The 17,739-nt window shown below is 70.7% G+C and carries 11 protein-coding genes and 1 pseudogene; 6 read left to right on the top strand and 6 right to left on the bottom strand.

The features are described from left to right. Positions 1-180: 180 nt before the first annotated feature. Positions 181-5,280 (top strand): BTAD domain-containing putative transcriptional regulator, encoded by a 5,100-nt coding sequence (locus FRANEAN1_RS36765; protein ID WP_020458225.1) that lies wholly within the window; start codon positions 181-183, stop codon positions 5,278-5,280. Between the two features lie 20 nt (positions 5,281-5,300). Here the strand turns inward: FRANEAN1_RS36765 and FRANEAN1_RS02765 are convergent, their stop codons facing one another. After that, on the bottom strand, positions 5,301-5,693 hold the full coding sequence (locus FRANEAN1_RS02765; RefSeq protein WP_041253640.1) for a hypothetical protein: 393 nt from the start codon (positions 5,691-5,693) through the stop codon (positions 5,301-5,303). A gap of 471 nt (positions 5,694-6,164) precedes the next feature. On the opposite strand from FRANEAN1_RS02765, the gene FRANEAN1_RS36760 reads away from it, so the two are divergent. From FRANEAN1_RS36760 to FRANEAN1_RS40670, 3 genes are all read left to right on the top strand, one after another. After that, on the top strand, positions 6,165-7,019 hold the full coding sequence (locus FRANEAN1_RS36760; protein WP_020458224.1) for a hypothetical protein: 855 nt from the start codon (positions 6,165-6,167) through the stop codon (positions 7,017-7,019). Between the two features lie 270 nt (positions 7,020-7,289). Continuing rightward, on the top strand, positions 7,290-7,913 hold the full coding sequence (locus FRANEAN1_RS36755; protein ID WP_020458223.1) for an isoprenylcysteine carboxylmethyltransferase family protein: 624 nt from the start codon (positions 7,290-7,292) through the stop codon (positions 7,911-7,913). A gap of 872 nt (positions 7,914-8,785) precedes the next feature. Beyond that, positions 8,786-9,406, top strand: coding sequence for a hypothetical protein (locus FRANEAN1_RS40670; protein ID WP_198145450.1), 621 nt, complete (start codon positions 8,786-8,788; stop codon positions 9,404-9,406). 550 nt (positions 9,407-9,956) lie between these two features. On the opposite strand, the pseudogene FRANEAN1_RS02745 reads toward FRANEAN1_RS40670, so the two are convergent. Continuing rightward, a pseudogene (locus FRANEAN1_RS02745) lies at positions 9,957-10,292 on the bottom strand (SAM-dependent methyltransferase); the annotation flags it as partial. Positions 10,293-10,605: 313 nt separating this feature from the next. On the opposite strand from FRANEAN1_RS02745, the gene FRANEAN1_RS02740 reads away from it, so the two are divergent. Further along, a complete protein-coding gene (locus FRANEAN1_RS02740; protein WP_020458220.1) occupies positions 10,606-15,147 on the top strand; it encodes an HAD-IC family P-type ATPase in 4,542 nt (1,513 codons plus the stop codon). A gap of 101 nt (positions 15,148-15,248) precedes the next feature. Then, positions 15,249-15,674 carry a hypothetical protein gene (locus FRANEAN1_RS41995; protein WP_198145449.1) on the top strand — a complete coding sequence of 142 codons (426 nt, stop codon included), beginning with the start codon at positions 15,249-15,251 and terminating at the stop codon, positions 15,672-15,674. Between the two features lie 31 nt (positions 15,675-15,705). On the opposite strand, the gene FRANEAN1_RS02730 is transcribed toward FRANEAN1_RS41995, so the two are convergent. The 4 genes from FRANEAN1_RS02730 to FRANEAN1_RS02715 are packed head-to-tail and all read right to left on the bottom strand — an operon-like array spanning position 15,706 to position 17,668. Next, positions 15,706-16,116 carry an arsenate reductase ArsC gene (locus FRANEAN1_RS02730; RefSeq protein WP_020458218.1) on the bottom strand — a complete coding sequence of 137 codons (411 nt, stop codon included), beginning with the start codon at positions 16,114-16,116 and terminating at the stop codon, positions 15,706-15,708. 60 nt (positions 16,117-16,176) lie between these two features. Next, positions 16,177-16,374, bottom strand: coding sequence for a hypothetical protein (locus tag FRANEAN1_RS02725; protein ID WP_041253637.1), 198 nt, complete (start codon positions 16,372-16,374; stop codon positions 16,177-16,179). Further along, positions 16,371-17,153: an MIP/aquaporin family protein gene (locus FRANEAN1_RS02720; protein ID WP_020458217.1), complete on the bottom strand. Its 783-nt coding sequence runs from the start codon at positions 17,151-17,153 to the stop codon at positions 16,371-16,373. The genes FRANEAN1_RS02725 and FRANEAN1_RS02720 overlap by 4 nt, the downstream gene beginning before the upstream one ends. Positions 17,154-17,161: 8 nt before the next feature. Next, on the bottom strand, positions 17,162-17,668 hold the full coding sequence (locus FRANEAN1_RS02715; RefSeq protein WP_020458216.1) for an ArsI/CadI family heavy metal resistance metalloenzyme: 507 nt from the start codon (positions 17,666-17,668) through the stop codon (positions 17,162-17,164). Between the last annotated feature and the right edge of the window lie 71 nt (positions 17,669-17,739).

The following is a 17,739-nucleotide window of genomic DNA, read 5'->3' as shown; positions in this document are numbered from 1 at the left end:
GGCTGGACCAGCACCGGCGCTCCTGGGCTGTTCCTGGCGACTTGTCCGCCTTGGGCGTCCTGGGCGTGTGAGTGTCGACTTGATCGCTGAGCGCGACTACGGTGGATCTCGGTCAGCAGGTGCCTCGCTTGGCGCGCAGTTGGGGGCACGGGGGGTCGGAATGGCGAGGAGAAAGCCCACATGCTCGACGAGGGCATCGGCGCGGCGGGCGACGAACCGAGCGTGCAGAACCGAACCCCGCCGGCCGGTGGCCGGCCGGCGGGGCTGTCGTTCCAGGTGCTCGGGCCGTTGGAAGTTCGCCGGGGCGGCACACCCGTCCAGCTGCGCGGTACCCGCGAACGCACACTCCTGGCCATCCTGCTGTCCGAGCGAAACCGTGCGGTTCCGTTGTCCCGGTTGGTCACCGGTCTGTGGGGAGCACAGCCGCCGGCCAGCGCCGAACGGACGGTGCAGGCCTACGTCGCCCGGCTCCGCCCGATGCTCGAACCAGAGCGGCCCGAGGCCGGCTGGTCGGTGCTGGTCACCTCACCGACGGGGTACTGCCTGCGGGTCGACGACGCCGCGTTCGACGCGGCGTCGTTCGCGCGGCTGGTCGACCGCGCGCAGTCGGCTCTGGTGGCCGGGGCACCGGACCTCGCACTGACCCGGTTCCGTCGGGCGGAGGCGATGTGGCGGGGCGATGAGCCCTACCAGGACCTGGCAGACGTCGCCTACCTCACCCCGGAGCGGGACCGGCTCATCGAACTCCGGCTCACCGCGGCTGCTGACCGGCTCGACGCCGAACGCGCCCTCGGCCGTGCCGCGGGTACGGTCGGCGACCTACGGCGCCTGGTCGCGGACCATCCGACCAACGAGCGGTTCTGGGGCCAGCTGATGGTGGCGCTCTACGAGTCGCAGCGGCAGAAGGAGGCACTCGACACCTATCGCGCCGCGTGGACGCGGCTGGTCGACGACGGTGGCATCGAGCCAGGGCCGAAGCTGCGAGCGTTGCACGACACGATCGTTTCGCAGCGGCCCGTCGAGGTCGCCTGGCCGGTACGACCGGGCGATGTCCCGGCTCCACTGAGTGCCGACCGCACCCCGTTGATCGGCAGGGACGGGGCCCAACGCTGGCTGCGGGACGTGTGGGACCAGGTACTCGATGACGTGGGCAGGCTGGTCGTCGTCGAGGCCGAACCGGGCGGCGGAGCCAGCCGCCTGCTGGCGGAGTTCGCACGGACGGTGGCGGCGCGCGGCGCCGTCGTCGAGACGACCTTGACGCCCGCGCTCACGACGCAGGTGGCGCAACGTCCCGTGCTTGTCGTCGTAGACCAGCCAGCCGGCCCGGAACCCGCGGAGGCTGTGCCAGCCGGGCTGGGGCCAGCCGGGGCGGAGTCCGCGGGGGTCGGGCCGGCTGGGAGGGGGCCCGCGTGGGTGAAGCGGGTGGCTGCCGCGGTCGGGGGGAGCGGCCGCCCGGTACTGGTTGTCGTGGTGGTGGCCGCCTCCGACCGGGCCGCCCACCCGGACGAGTGGGCTGACGCGGTCCCCGCCGAGCGGGTGCTGCGACTCGGGCCCCTAGGGGGCGACGCGGTCGGCAACATCGTGGCGGGCTACGTCCAACCCGCCGACCTGGACGAGGCGACCTCGGTGATCCTCGACACCGCGGGTGGCAACCCGGCCAGGGTCCACGAGGCGGCGGCGCGATGGGCCGCCGAGCGGGCGAGAGCCCAGGCCGGCCGCTCAGCCGAGCGGATGGCCGCGGTCCACCGGACACTGGCGCAGGCCGAGCAGGAGATGCTCGACGACGTCACCGACCTGCAGCGGGTGAGAGCCTCCCGAGCCCCGGGGCCTGACACCGTCGTGTGCCCGTACAAGGGCCTGGCCCGCTTCGACGAGGCGGACGCCGCCTACTTCTTCGGCCGGCAACGGCTGATCGCCCAGCTGGTCACCGGGTGCGTCGCCGCGCCGCTGCTCACGGTCGTCGGCCCCTCCGGAAGCGGGAAGTCGTCCGTGGTCCGCGCTGGACTGCTCCCCGCGCTGCGTGCGGGTGCGCTGCCCGGCAGCGAGCGATGGCGGTATACGCCGCTGCGGACCGGCGCGACCGATGAGGCGGCACTGCGCGCGGTGCTGCGGGACGGCGGCGCAGAAGACCCCGACGGCACCGACCTGCTGGTGTTGGACCAGTTCGAGGAGGCCTTCACCGCCTGGTCGCCGGCGACGCGCACCGCTGTGGTGGACTGGCTGGTCGGTGAGCTCGAGCTGCGGGACGGGCGGCTGCGCGTCGTCATCACCGTGCGGGCCGACTACTACGGCCGTTTCGCCCATCATCCGACGCTCGCTCGCCTCATCGGGCGTAACACTCTGCTGGTCGGCCCGATGACCGACGACGAACTCTCCCAGGCGATCGAGCAGCCCGCCCGGGTCGCTGGCCTGGGCGTGGAGGACGGGTTCGTGGCGGCGGTGCTCGGCGATGCCAAGCACGAACCGGGCGCGCTGCCGTTGCTGTCAACCGCCCTGCTGGCGACCTGGGAACGCCGTGACGGCCGGATGCTGCGGACCGCGGCGTACCGGGAGGCTGGTGGCGTCGCCGGAGCGGTCACCCGGCTTGCCGAAGACGTCTACAAGGGCCTGGACCCCGGCGAACAGGCGATCGCCCGCCGGCTGCTCCTCAGGCTGGTCAGCCCCGGCGAGGACGGCCTGGATGTGAGGCGGCGGGCCGCCCGCGACGAGCTCGTGGACAGCGACGCCGCCGACCGCATCCTCACCCTGCTGGTCGAGCGGCGGCTGGTCACCGCTGACGACGACACCGTCGAGGTGGCGCACGAGGCGCTGCTGCGCGCGTGGCCACGCCTGCGGGGCTGGCTGGAGGCTGACCGCGATGGCCGTCGTCTGCACCGCCAGCTCACCGAGGCGGCGGCCGCCTGGCAGCGCAGCGACCAGGACCCGGGCTACCTGTACCACGGCACCCGGCTGCACGCCCTGCAGGAATGGGCGCAGGCCAATCCTGGCGATGCCAACGCACTGGAACGCCTGTTCCTGGCCGCTTCGGTCGCCGTCGAGGAGCGTCAGCTGCGGGACGCCCGCCGCTCGGCGCGTCGATCACGTTCCTGGGCGTCAGTACTGGCCATTCTGCTCGTCGTCGCGCTGACCATGACAGTGCTGGCGGTGGTGCAGTGGAGTGCAGCGAACCAGCAGGCCAACGTCGCCCGCGAAGCCACCACGCTGTCGCAGGCCGGCCGGTTGGCGACGCTGGCCGCGAATCTGGGGCCGGACCAGGTGGACCTGGCACTGCTGCTGGGGGTGCAGGGCTACCAGCTCGCGCCGTCGCGAGACACCGAGGGCGGGCTGCAGGCCGCCCTCGCCCGCACCCCGGCCAACCTCGACCAGATCATCCGGTTTCCGTCGTCGAGTTTCCTGCCGGCTGTGGTGCCGCCCTCGGTGAGCCCGGACGGTCGACTGGTCGCCGCCCCCGGTCAGGACGGCACGGTCCGGCTGTGGGACCTGCACGCAGCTCGTATCGTCCGCGAGCTGCACTGGCCCACCGGCCGCCAGCTCGCGGTGTTCAGCGCGGACGCGTCGATGCTCGCGGTCGGAGGAAGCGACGGCAAGGTCGTGGTGTGGGAGGTCGCCACCGGCCGGCAGGTGGGCGCTCCGATCCCGGCCGGCACCGGGCTCGCCTACGGCCAGTTCGACCCGCGTGACCCCGACCGGTTCTTCGCGGTCGACAACAGCGGACAGATCGTGGCGTGGGACCGGTCGGTCCCCGAGCGGCCACGCCAGCTGGGGCAGCCGCTGCGGTTCCCCGCGGCGCCGGGCGAGATACCGATCTTCGTCCTGAACGCGACCGGGACGCGGATGGCCGCCGGCGCATACGGCAGGCCGACGACGCGGGTGTGGGACATCGACTCGGGTGCTGTCCTGCGCGACCTGGCAGGAGCACCGGGATTCTTCGGGGCCGACGGCGTCACTCTGCCCACCTCGCTGCGGGACCGGGTGACGTTGTGGGACGTCAACACCGGGCTGGCGAAACAGGAACTGACGGGCCTGTCGGGAGCGGCTCCGGGCATTGTCCTCAGCCAGAACCTACGACGGCTCGCCGTGAACGACGGAGGCAACGCCATCCGGATCTTCGACGTTGGCTCGGGGCGGGAGCAGGTCACGCTGTCGGCTGCCGGCCGGGCGTCCACTCCCGTCGCGTTCCTCGCTGACGGGCGGCTGATGACCAGCGGAGCCGCCGAGGCGGACATCTGGCGCCTCGACCGGGGCGGCTCACCGCTGGGGTTCACGCTGGCAGGCCACGACGGCAGAGTTACCGGCAGCTTCACGGCGAGCGGGACCGAGGTCATCACGCAGGGCTTGGACGACCACCGGGTCCTGGTGTGGGACGCGGCTGACGGACGCGAGCTGGGCCCTCTGCTCAACGGCGCGGTGTCCGCTCCAGTCGCGCTCAGCCCCGACGGCGCCCGGATCGTCGGGGTGGGTGCCAACGGCGTGCTGCGGCTCTGGGACCGGGCCGGGAAAACCGAACTGGCGGTGCTCGCCCCGGCGGACCATCCGGCGGCAGTGGAGTGGAGCCCGGCGGGTGACCGGGTCGCCGCCGTTCACGCGGGCGGGGTGCTGCTGTGGGACGTCGGCGACCCACACCGGCCACGGCTGGTCGCGGACCTCGACACCGCCGGCTCCACCGGCTCCACCGGCCAGCCGCGGCCGGCGTTCAGCCCCGACGGGCAGCGGCTCGCTGTCACGGACCAACAGGGCCACCGGATCACGATGTTCGACGCCGCGACTGGCCGCTCGGTGTGGTTGCGGCAACTGGAGACCGCGGACCAGGCGACGTTGGCGTTCTCGCCGGACAGCACGAAGATCGCCATCGGCTTCGGCACCATAGCTTCTGGTTTCGTCGAGTTCCTGGACACCTCCGACGGTACGGTGCGCCGGCATCTCAACACCACAAGCGTGGGAGGCGTGGCCTTCCTGCGCGACGGCGATCTGGTCATGACGACGAGTGACACCGGTGACCAGAGCTCCGTGCAGCTGTGGGACGCCACGACGACGGCCTCCGTCGGGGAACCGGCGACGCAGGCCCATGGCGCGGGCATTCTGGCCCGCAGCCCTGACGGGATGTCGGTGGTGGCCGGCTCCGACAGGGGCATCGCGCAGGTGTGGCACGTCGACCTGCCGGAATGGATGGCGACCGCGTGCCGGATCGCCGGCCGGAACCTGACGAGGGTGGAATGGGAGCGCTACCTGCCCGGTGAGCCGTACCGGGCCAGCTGCGCTCAATGGCCGCCCACCCCCTGAGCCCGGCTGTCGGCGGAATCCTACCGTCCGGCGTTCATACCGATAGCCAGCAGAACTGCGCCGGCTGCCTGCAGGAAAGCTCCGACTGTGAAGCCCGTTATTGTGCCGATAATGGCCATGACGGCCAGCCCCGCCGGGATGAGAAGAAAACCGCAGCCCATCATTATCCGGTTGGGCCGGCTCGGCTTCTCCTTCCGTCGGCTGGGTAGGCAGAGCCGTAGCCCTGCTGCACTCGTGTAGATTCCTCCGACGGCAACCAGTCCCGCAGTGAGGGACGTCTCCTGATATTCCTCGACGTCTTTTCCCGGCGGGCTCTCCTGGTTCCGAGTGGATAGTGCGCCGATGGCGCCGCCGCACATCATCAGGATGCCGAGAGCTATAAGAAGCGCGCCTACGAAGCGGCGCCTGGCCATGTGTAGTCACATCCTCGCGAAGTGCGAAAGTCGAATTCCGGTCCGCGCTGCCGCGGAGACCACCCGGTACATGGTGCGGGCGCCCGCCGCGCAGGATCTCGGGCTGGACCGGTGCTCCTGCCGCTGTGAGGACGATCGCGAGAGCCGGTTGCAGATCGGCTGCCAATCGGCTGCAGCTGGGTTGACTCGAAGTTGCGGGACGCCGCAGCCGGCAAGCTGCTCCGCTGCAACCGTCTGGCGGCAAGGTCGAACCATCCACTCCGAAGCCCCCGCCGAAAGGACTCCCTGATGTCGTCGACGAGTCGCGACCCGCCGTTCGCGAGATGTGTCGGACCTCCGCGGCGCGACACCGGCGTCGTTGGCGGGCCGTGGTGACGAGCTGATGGTTTCGGCCGGCAGACTCCCCGGATTTTCCGAGTACATGTGATGCGCCCGCCATCGCGGGTGCCGTGAAAGAAGCGGAGGTTCCACATGCCACGACTGTTCGGCTGGCTTGCCGCGCTCGCGGCGGCCATTGTAGTGACCGCGATTCTCGGGCCCGCTCCGCCGGCATCTGCGGGCGAGTACGGTCCGGACACCTGCCGCCAGGGCTGGGTGTGGCGTGAGGCGGTTCCCGGCGACCACGTCTGCGTGACCCCGCAGACCCGCAACCAGACGTGGGCGGACAACGCCCAGGCGGCCAACCGGCGTGAACCGGCAGGCGGCCCGTACGGTCCGGACACCTGCCGCCAGGGCTGGGTGTGGCGTGAGGCGGTTCCCGGCGACCACGTCTGCGTGACCCCGCAGACCCGCAGCCAGGCGTGGGCGGACAACGCCCAGGCCGCGTCCCGAGTTGCGCCTGACATTCCTCCGCCGTGCCGGGCGGTCGGCGGGCTGCCGTCGGACAGGGGCATACCCAAACAGGTCGTGCGCTGTTCCGTGAGCGGCTACTGGCGGGCGACCTTCACCGCCTTCGTGCACGACTACACGATCTTCGGGTCGGACGCCGGCTCGTCGGTCAGGGTCGAGCATTTCGAGAATGGCAGCTGGGTCGAACGGCCAGCCCGGATGATCAGCGTGCACAACGAGTACAGCGCACGCCGCGCCGGCGAGGCCGGCAACACCGACTGTCCCGTGTTCGGCTCGATGACCGGACGGTGCTGGGTGCCACCGGCACCCAGGGACTGCCGCATCGAGAACGCCAGCAGTATCGACTGCCGGGACTACGCCATCGGCACACCGTTCTCCGGCATCAATCTGAACGCCCGTTCGGTGCGCAGCACAGGATCCCTGACCTTCGGTAACGGGCAGTTCACCACCCTGCCGCTGGTCGCCGATTCATTCTGACAAACCTACCCGAAAGGATCGCCGGCATGTTCGACGTCTTCAGCATCTTCCTGATCTCCGCGGTCATCTTCGTCGGAGTCGTCGGAGCTTTCATCAGCTAGACCTCGCCCAGACCCCGTCCATCTCGTCTGAAGAAAGAGGGAGGAAAATGTTTCTGGTCGCACTCGCCATCGGACTGGCCGTTTTTCTGTGGACGTGACAACCCGTGAATGACCCGAGCGCCCGGCGGTCGACGACCGCCGGGCGCACCTACGGACAGGGGAACCCTGGATGAGCGGCCGATGGACAACGATTGTCGTAGTGATCTGCTGGGGGCTCGTGACACTGGTGTGGCTCACCGGAGCGGCGTTCAACCGGCGGCGGGCGCCTCGGGTGCTGGCGCGATCCCGGCCGAAGATCCTGCGCCTGCTCGGCCCACTCGCCGCGACGGCGTGGATCGTGACCGAGCTGGCCCATCGGCAGATCGGCCTTCCGGCGGAGGAATGGCTCAGCACCATCGCGCTCTGCGCCCTTCCTCTGTGCGCCGCGTTCACCACATGGGCCAGATTCTCACTCGGCACCATGTGGACCCCGGCACCCTGCGTGCGACGAGACCACGTCCTGCGAACCAGCGGACCATACGCGATGATCCGCCACCCGATCTACACTGGCGTCCTGGGAATGGCGTTGTGCACCGCGGCAACAACCCGGCAGGCCTGGCTGCTGGCGGTGTTTCTGGTTGCCGTTGTCACGCTGAATATCAAGATCCGTTCGGAGGAGCGGATAATGCGCCAGGCCTTTCCCGCCGACTACGACCGGTACCGCCGCCGAGTGCCTCGCCTCGTCCCGTCTCCCTTCCTCCACGTGAAGTCCAGGCAGCGCTCGCGGACGGCGTCACCTGAAGCCATCCGGTGAGCGATGGCGGGGTCCCGGTAGGAACGGAACGGAAAACCGGTGTTGTTGTCAAACTTTTTGACAGCAGGCGAGGTCGGCTCGTGCTGCCGGGGGATACTCCAGACCTCGGCCGTACTGCACCCGCGTCATCCCGGGCGCCAGCCCTACCGCCTGGTCATTGGCCACGGCGGTGGGCCGGGCATGACGGACACAGGCGGATCGTGGACCCAGCTACACTAGGCCCATCGCCCCGGTCCCGATCCGGCCGACTAGCTCGAACCAGCCCACCCGTCGCGGGTCGTCGTCCACGAGGGGCTCAGCGATGGTGCGCGTCTTCGCAGCGGGCTCCCCCGGCCCGTCGTCCCGGTCTGTCGCCCTGGACTGCTCGTCAGCCCGGTGCTGCTGCCACCGGCGCGCTTCCCATTCCTTGACGACACCGTCCGATGCGCCGCATACACTCACGTAGGCTTGGGTGATCACTATGGACGGCAGAGCATTGCCGCTCGCGGCGGCGGAGGCTGGATATCTGACCTTTCGTTCCATCGCCCGGTAGGTAGGTAGGGCTATCCGCCTGGTCGCGTCCCGGCCGGCTCGCACGATCACCATTCAGAACGCCTACCTGAACCGCCGGGCAGGCGACATCGGAAACAGTGACTGCCCACCCGATGCCTGCGCGGTTGCACTACCGCCCCGCGGCTGCCGGGCTGAGAACTCCAGCAGCTTCGACTGCCGCGACTTCGGCACCCCGCTCAACGCTCGTGCCGTACGCAGCAACGCCTCAATCACGCCCGCAAACGGGAACTTCGTCGGCCTACCCGACGTCATGGACTCCTTCTAAGGTCTAACCGAATAAATTTGGCGACTTCGGCATCGCCGCGCATCATGATTGTCCAGTGGAAGCCAATGAAAGGAATGCGCCAGTGATCCGCGCGAAATCGCGACACCGTCACCAAACTCTCGCGTTCATCGCCGTGTTCGTCTGCGTGATCGCCACGGTGGTAGCGCCCGCACCCGCACATGCCGGCTTGACCGGGATGCAGAAATGTCAAGCACACCAGGCGCCCACGGAGTCGCTGGACATAAGCCAGTGGGGCAACTTCTCCGGGTTGAGCTACCCGGACGGTTCGAATCCACCCAACGGCCTTAACCCAGGCGACGCACTCCACCTGGTCGTCTACAACTCGTGGACCACCGATACCATGGTCGGAATTTCATGGTGGGGCGAGTGGTATACCATTGACGGCAAGTTCGAGCCAGCGACCGCTGGCTACCCGTTCCCCGGATTCTCCAAGTACGCCAACTACTTCCGGATGAACAACAACCCCGGCGGCTGGGTAGCAAGCGGCACGGACCCCAATCCATGGAACCCTCACCCAATGAGGGAACTCAACACCACTGCGTGCTGGGCCACCCCGAATCTGCCCGTTCGGATGCTAATCCAGATAAATGACGACAACGTCGGAGACAACCGCGGCAGGTGGCAGTACACCCTCCAGATCTGGCGCAACAGCTGAACGCTCCAGATGGACTGGCGGGCAACCATGGCGCTCCGACCAAGCCTTTCAGCTAGTTTTTGCAAAGATCTTCAGTCAAATGCCAAGCTCCAGAATGAACGCCGGTTGCCTTCACAGAAGGGACCTTCTGTGAAGGCAACCGTACGATGAGCCCGTGACCGCGACTAAGCCACGGCCGCTACAGCTTCGCACTGCCCGCCGAGGTCACCGGTGGCCAACTCCGATCCACCCGCAAACCCGCCGACGCCACCACCTCGGACTAGAGGGCTTGGGCCGGCGAAGCTGCGAAGGATGGGTCAAGTTTTTGGGGCTCTTCGCAGTTGGCCGGATTGTGTAGTCGGCCGATCACGCCCCTTGCGGGCTTTCTCGTGATGATCAGGCGATGAACGTTCGCCGTCACGCACCGTCACATCTAGCGAGTCGCTAGACGATCACACTCCGTACATCGCTTCCGTAGACTCCACTTCCGAACCGTGCGACGTGTGCAACCAGGGTGCGGACTGGAGGTCGCCCCGACCACCTAAAGATGCTGGTGAGGCGCCTGAAACTGCGCCAGCACGATCGGATCGTTGTCGGCGTAGACGATCCGGGCGTCCGCGGCGGCCTCCTGCGCGACCTCGTGCAGGTTCGGCGAGGTCGGGATGCCGGTGCCGATGTCGAGGAACTGCCGCAGCCCCAGCTCCCTGACGAGTTTCCGGGTCGCGCGGTGCAGGAACGCCCGGTTCTCACGCGCCCCGGTCCGCATGTCCGGGAAGATGGCCAGCGTCTGCTCGGCGGCCTCCCGGTCAGCCGGGAAGTTGTCCTTACCACCCAGGAAATAGTCGTACACCCGAGCCGAGTGCGAAACATCGATCTTCAGATCGGCCGGGGTGAGCTGTTCCGTCACAGGCGTGAACCACCGCCTCGCGCTGGACGCCCCGGCCCCGGCATCGGCATCGGCATCGGTCACCGTGCACAACCCCACATTCCGGCGCAACCATCTGGAATCACCCTAACGGGCAGCCGGCCCCCATCCCCGCAAGACCACGGCAGACAGCGTGCGGCTCGCCGGGAGGCGTCGGGCTGTGAGGTGTCGGGCTGCGCCCCTTGGCGGTGACGCGTGGTTAGCATCCACCCGGATTCGGGTAGCGACATCTCGAGGGGATGCCCTCGCGGAACGGAGGGCTGACGTGGCATCGGCCTGACGAGGGGGTCCGTGGATGCGCATTCCGGGCAGTCGATCGGTATGGCATCTGCCGGCCGCCGTCCTCCACACCCTCACCCCGCCCCTGTTCGACCGGTTCGAACCGCGCACGGAACCCGGCCGGCGCGACCGCGTCGCCGGCCGAATGGCGAGCTTCGAGGTACGCGGAGCCTCCGGGCCGGAGGGCGAGACCCGCTGCCGGGCGCTGGAAGAGGCGCTCGGGCGTCATCCGGGGGTCGCCTGGGCCCGGGTGAACGCGCCGCTGAAGCGCATCCTGATCGGCCTGGTCGATTCCGCGCCCACCGCGGACGAGCTGGCCGCCGCCGTGAGGCAGGTGGAGGGGGTGATGACCGAGCCGAGCGTTGACCTGCTGCCCGGCGGCTTCACCGGACCGGTCCGCCGGTCGGGGATGGCCCTGGCCGCCGACGCGGCGGCGCTGGCACTGGCGTCGGCGGGTCGGCTCAGCCGGTGGGCGTCGCTCCCCGCCGAGCTCGCCTCGCTGGTCACGCTCGTCGACACCCAGCCCCGGCTGCGCTGTCAGCTGGAACGGGTCCTTGGCCAGGACAACGCCGACCTCGCCCTCGCGGTGGCCAACGCGGCCGCCCTCGGCCTGACTCAGGGATATGCCAGCCTCGGTACCGACGTCGCCTACCGACTCCTGGCCCTCGACGCGGCACGCGCCCGCCGGGATGCGTTCGCGGCCGTGGCGGACGAACTGCTGGGCCGCCCCGAATGGGCCGGGGCGCGACCGGTGGTCGTCGAACGGCCGCGACCGCTGCCGGCCGGCCCGATCGAGCACTATGCGGATGTCGCCGTGCTCGGCGGGCTGGCGGCCGGTGCGGCCGCGGCCGGCCTCACCCGCGCCCCGCGCCGGGCGGCTGCTCTCGCCCTCACCGCGCTGCCCCGCTCGACCCGGCTCGGCCGCGAGGGATTCGCCCTCCAGCTGACCCGCGTGCTCGCCCGACGCGGCGCGCAGGTGATGTCCCCAGCCGCACTGCGGTTGCTCGACCGCGTCGACACCGTCATCGTCGATCACGACGTCCTGGTCAGCGGCCAGCACACCATCGGTGACATCGTGTCGTTGCCTGGCGCCGACCCGAGCGAGGTGGCCGTCCGCTCCCACGCGCTGTTTCGTCCCGCCGACACCACTGCCCGCGTGAGCCGGGACGGCTGGACGCTCGGCCCGGTGGAACGGTTGGCCATCCGGGGCCGCACCGGGGTGCGGGAGCGGCGCCGGCTGGCCGCGGCAGGGGCGGTTACCGTGCTCGGCCTCGCGCACGGCACCAGGTTGATGGCGCTCGTCGGGCTGGTGCCCGAGCGTGTGGAGGCCAGCGAGCAGTTCCTGGCCGCCTGCCGCCGTTCCGGCTGCGCCGTGTTCGTGGCCGGCGGCCCGGAGGGTGAGCCGAGCGGGCGGACCCCCTGGGACGGGTGGGCCGGGTTCCAGCATGCCCCGGGGGGCACCCGGCTGGTGGCGACCGTCCGTGGTTTGCAGGCGGAGCGCGGCGGTGTACTCGTCGTGTCCGGGCAGCGGGCAGCGGTCGGCTGCGCGGACTGCGGGGTGGGCGTAGCCGGGCCGGACGGATCGCCGGCGTGGGGGGCTCATGTGCTGGTCGGCAACGACCTCCTCGCCGCGGGCCTCGTGGTCGAGGCTGCCGGTGTGGCGTCCCGGGTCAGCCGACACGCGGTGCGCCTGGCGGAGCTGGGCACGGGGACCGCCGCCCTGGTCGCGCTGACCGGGGCCGGCGAGGCGCTGGCGGCCCGCGCCCAGCTCATGGTGACGGTTGCGGCCGCGGCCGCTCTGGGGGAAGGCGCCTGGGCGGCGCGTGAGCTGGGCCGCAGGCCGGTGCCCCCGACGATCCCGCATATCCCATGGCATGTGCTGCCGCCCGAGGCATGCCTGGACCGGCTCGGCAGCACCCGGCGAGGGCTCTCCGCCGGCCAGGTCGCCCAGCGGCAGGTCGGCGAGACGTCCGTGTCCGTGAACGCCCCCGGCCTGGCCCGGGCGTTCGCCGCGGAACTGGCAAACCCGCTCACCCCGGTCCTGCTCGGCGGCGCCGCGCTGTCCGCCTCCACCGGATCGGTCCTCGACTCCGGGCTCGTCGTCAGCGTCGCGGTCGGCTCCGCGCTCATCGGGGCGGTGCAGCGGCTGCGCGCCGACCGGGCGCTGGCTCGTCTCTTCGCCGTCTCGGCCATCCCAGCTCTGGTGCGGCGGGACGGTGCGGACGTGGAGCTGACCGCGGACGATCTGGTGGCCGGGGATGTGCTCACGCTGGGGCCGGGCGACGTCATCCCCGCCGACTGCCGCCTGCTGTCCACCGAGGCACTCGAGGTGGACGAGTCGTCGCTGACCGGCGAATCGCTCCCGGTGGCGAAGTCGCCGAAGCCGGTCGCCGCCCGGGACCTGGCGGAGCGGACCTGCATGGTCTTCCAGGGCACGACCGTGGCCGCCGGGCGCGCCACCGCCCTGGTGGTGGCTACCGGCACCGCCACCGAGGCGGGGCGGGGCCTGGCCGCGGCCGCCGAGCCGGCGAGACCGGTGGGTGTGCAGGCCCGGCTCGCGGCGATCACGGACCTCACCATCCCGGTCGCACTCGGCGCGGCCGGGACGTTGCTGCTGTCCGGGCTGGTACGCGGCCTCCCGATCCGGAACACGCTGAGTGCCGGAGTGGCGCTGGCCGTCGCGGCGGTCCCCGAGGGGCTGCCCTTCCTCGCCACGGCCGCCCAGCTCTCCTCCGCCCGACGGTTGGCCGGGCGGGGCGCGCTCGTACGCAACCCACGCACCATCGAGACGCTCGGCCGGGTGGACGTGCTGTGCTTCGACAAGACCGGGACCCTCACCAAGGGAAAGATCCGGCTGACCGCGGTGTCGGACGGCTCCCGTTCCTGTCCGCTGGCGGACCTCGACGAGACCGGGCATCAGGTGGTGGCCGTCGGCCTGCGCGCCACCCCGGACGACCAGCATCGCAAGCTGCCGCACCCGACCGACCGGGCGGTCGTGAAGGGCGCCGCCGCCGCGGGCGTGGGCCGGGCACCCGACGGGCGGGAATGGTCGCCGTTGACCGCCCTGCCGTTCGACCCGAGCCGCAGCTACCACGCCTGCCTGGGCCAGCTTGGCGCCGCCACGTTGCTCAGCGTCAAGGGAGCACCCGAGGTGGTGCTGCCCCGCTGCACCCATCGCCGGACCAGCCGCCGCACCCAGCCGCTCGACGTCCGTGGCCAGGCACGTCTGGCTCGGGAACACCACCGCCTCGCCGCCGCGGGCTACCGGGTGCTTGCCGTCGCCGAGCGCCGGGTGGCGGCCACGGGCCCCGCGGCGCGCCGGCAGCTGGCCGACGACGACGTCGCGGGCCTCGCGTTCCTCGGGTTCCTCGCGCTGTCCGACCCGGTCCGGGACACCGCGACCCCGTCCCTCGACCAGCTGCGCGCCGCGGGCGTGCAGATCATAATGATCACCGGCGACCATCCGAGCACCGCGCGGACGATCGCCGCGGAGCTCGGGGTGCTTGACGGCGATGCGCAGGTGGTGACCGGCGCGGAACTCGATGCCATGGCCGACGCGGAACTCGACGCCATGCTGCCGCTGGTGGCCGTCGTCGCCCGCGGCACACCGGCGCACAAGGTCCGGGTGATCGAGGCCTTCCAGCGGCTGGGCAGGACCGTCGCGATGACAGGTGACGGTGACAACGACGCGCCCGCCATCCGGCTCGCGGACGTGGGCATCGCGCTGGGTAAACGGGGGACCCCGGCGGCGCGGGCCGCGGCCGACGTGATCATCACGGAGAACCGGCTGGACGCCATCCTCGCCGTGCTCGTCGAGGGCCGGTCGATGTGGGCCTCGGTCCGCAAGGCGCTGGGCATCTTCGTCGGCGGCAACCTCGGCGAGATCGCCTTCACCCTTCTCGGCTCGCTGGCCACGGGACGCTCACCGCTGTCCGCCCGGCAGTTGCTGCTCGTCAATCTGCTCACCGACCTCGCCCCCGGACTGGCGGTGGCGCTGCGCCCACCGGATCCGGAGGCGGCCGGCCGGCTCCTGGGCGAGGGGCCTGAACGGTCCCTGGGCAGCCCCCTCAACGCAGAGATCGCGGTGAGGGCGACCGCGACGACCCTGGCCGCCGCGGGTGCCTGGATCGCCGCCCGCCTCACCGGGCGGCGCCGGCGCGCCGACACGGTCGGGCTCGCGGCGCTCGTCGGCTCCCAGCTCGGCCAGACCCTGCTCGTTGGCGGGCGCAGTCGCATGGTGATCCTCAGCAGCCTGGTCTCGGCGGTCGTCCTGGCCGCCGTCGTGCAGGCGCCCGGGTTGAGCCACTTCTTCGGTTGCACCCCACTCGGCACGGCCGGATGGACGATCGCCGTCGCCGCGTCCGCTGTCGCGACGCTGCTCTCGTTCCTGCTACAGCGGCGTACCGAACGCCTGCTACAGCGGCGTACCGAACGGCCCGTCCTGGCTCGCGCCGACTTGACCCAGATCCTCCACGGCCTCGCCCGTGTTCCCCGGGCGGCAGTCCGGACAAGCGCGGCCGGCCCCGTCCCGGCACCGGCCGGTCGCGGAGCAGGATGACGCCGAGCGGGACATCGAGGGGAGCGGTCGATTTTGCCGAGCTCCCACCCGGGGGATGCTATTGCCGTCGTCCGAGGTGAGGAGGAACCATGATGAGCAGGATGAGTAGTCCGTCGCGGGCCCGCACGAGCGGCAGGGGGACGACGAGCCGCAGGCGGACGCAGGACCAGGACGGCCAGCGGGCCGCACAGTCACCGGTCGAGCAGATGGGGGCGGACGCGAAGGAGCGGCACGAGACCCACTCGGCGACGCTGCGGCTGCCGTTCCTCAATGCGCGGTTCGAGATCCCCCACCCGTCGGGGGAACCGATGCACCTGGGCCCGATGACACTGCCACCGCCGGGGAAGACCGCCTACTACGTGGGGCTGGGGCTGCTGGCCGTCACCGAAGTGATCGAATGGCCGGTCGTCGCCGCGATCGCGGCCGGTACCTATGTCGCGCAGCACACCGGCACCCCCCGGGTCGACCAGCTCCGGGCCGAGCAGGCGCGCAACGGTCAGCGCGAGCCGGCGACCGTGTCGGCCTGACGCGGTCGCCGGGCTGACCGGGCACTCGGTGTCAGGTACCGGCGGGCAGGAGTTCGCCGATCAGCTCCTCGACCCGGGCACGGATGTCATCACGGATCGGGCGGACCGCGTCGATGCCCTGCCCGGCAGGGTCATCGAGTTTCCAGTCCTCGTAGCGGGTGCCGGGGAAGACGGGGCAGGCGTCGCCGCAGCCCATGGTGATGACCACATCGGAGGCTTGGACGGCCTCGACGGTGAGGATCTTCGGGGTTTCAGCGGTGATGTCGATACCGACTTCGCGCATCGCGGCGACAGCGGTCGGGTTGATCTGCTCTGCGGGCATGGAGCCGGCGGAACGGACCTCGATCTTCCCGGCGGCGAGGTGGGTGAGCCAGCCGGCGGCCATCTGGGAACGGCCGGCGTTATGGACGCAGACGAACAGGACCGAGGGCTTCTCGGACACGGGCAGGTCCTTTCGTTACCAGGTGAGCCTGCGCGGCCGGGTCGGGCCGCGGCGTGAGGGTCAGCGGTCCCCGCAGCCCATGGTGATGACGTCGTCATCGTCGGCGGCGGCGGCGGGCACATCACGGACTTCCGCGGCGTCGAAGGTGGTGTCGTGGTCGTAGGCCAGCCGTGCCGCCGCGGAGTGCAGTGCTCGCGCGGTCGCCGGCTCCAGACCGGACCAGTCTCTGGAGTCGATCGGGATGTCGGGGATGGTCATGGGATCCCTCCAGAAAGATGTGGATGGGCGGTGCCGTTCGGCGCGGCGGTGTCGGTGTGCGGGAGCAGGACCTGGGCGGCCTGCGCCGGGGTGGTCGGGGTCGGTGGGTAGAACAGCCGGACCAGCCCGTACCCGACCAGCCCGCCGGCGGCCTGGACGGCGATGAACGCCGGTACGGAGGCGGGGGCGATCCCGGCGAAGGTGTCGGAGAAGATCCGCCCGACGCTGATCGCCGGGTTCGCGAAACTGGTGGAGCTGGTGAACCAGTACGCCGCGCCGATGTAGGCGCCGACCGCGGCCGGGGCCCGTTCACCCCGCTCGGAACGCACCAGCGCGAAGATCAGGAGGATGAGGCCGGCGGTCGCGACGACCTCAGCTAGCAGGTGTGGCCCCGAAGCCCGGTGGTGCGTGGAGATCGACACCGCCGACCGGTCGAACATCAGGTTCGCCAGCACCGCTCCCGCGATACAGCCGGCGATCTGGGCGGGCAGGTAGGCGGCGGCATCCCGCCGCGACAGCCCCCCGAACGCGGCATCGACCGCCGTGACCACGGGATTGAAGTGCGCTCCGGACACCGGGCCGAGCATCAGGATGATCGCGTACAGACCGGCGGCGGTCGCCGCGGCGTTCTCGACCAACTGCAGGCCGATCTGGTCGGGGCTGAGCTGCTGCGCGGCGATCCCCGACCCGATGACCAGCGCGGCGAGCAGCATGCTGCCCACCGTTTCGGCGGCCAGCCGCCGCACCAGCGGCGGCTGACTCTCCCCGTTGCCCGACACGTCCGGTGTCAGCGGGTAACGCCGGCGGGTGCCGGTTCGATCGTCACCCTGGGGGCGCAGACCGGCCCGCAATCACACGCGGAACCCGGACCGTCACCTGGTTCGACGGTGCGCAGCTGCGTGCCGGTGCTCTCAGCGATGTCGGCGAGCACCGTGTAGATCTCCCACGGCGCGCCGTCCGGGTCATCGACCCACACCTTGTCCTGCAACGCATAGCAGCAGGCCGTGTTCTCCTCCACCGCCGTCACCAGCCCCGAGTCCTGCAACCGGGTCGCGGCGGCGGACACCTCCTCCGAGGTCTCGATCTCCACCCCGAGATGGTTCAGCGCCCCCGCCACCCCAGTGCCACGAGCGTCCGGGTTCTCGATCAGCACCAGCTTCAACGGCGGCACCTCGACGGCGAAGTTCGCGTACCCCGGCCGGCGCTTCGCGGGCTCGACCCCGAACAGCTTCGTGTAGAACTCCACTGCCGCGTCCACGTCGGACACGTTCAGTGCCAACTGCACCCTGGCCATCACAACCACCTTCACATCGACATCGGTCTATGCCTGTCGAGCCGACGATGGACGCATACATAGACGGCTGT

The organism is Parafrankia sp. EAN1pec (assembly GCF_000018005.1).
GTDB classification, from domain to species: Bacteria; Actinomycetota; Actinomycetes; order Frankiales; family Frankiaceae; genus Parafrankia; species Parafrankia soli.
The sequence above is the reverse complement of the archived record's forward strand: the minus strand, read 5'-3'. Positions and strand labels throughout refer to the sequence as shown.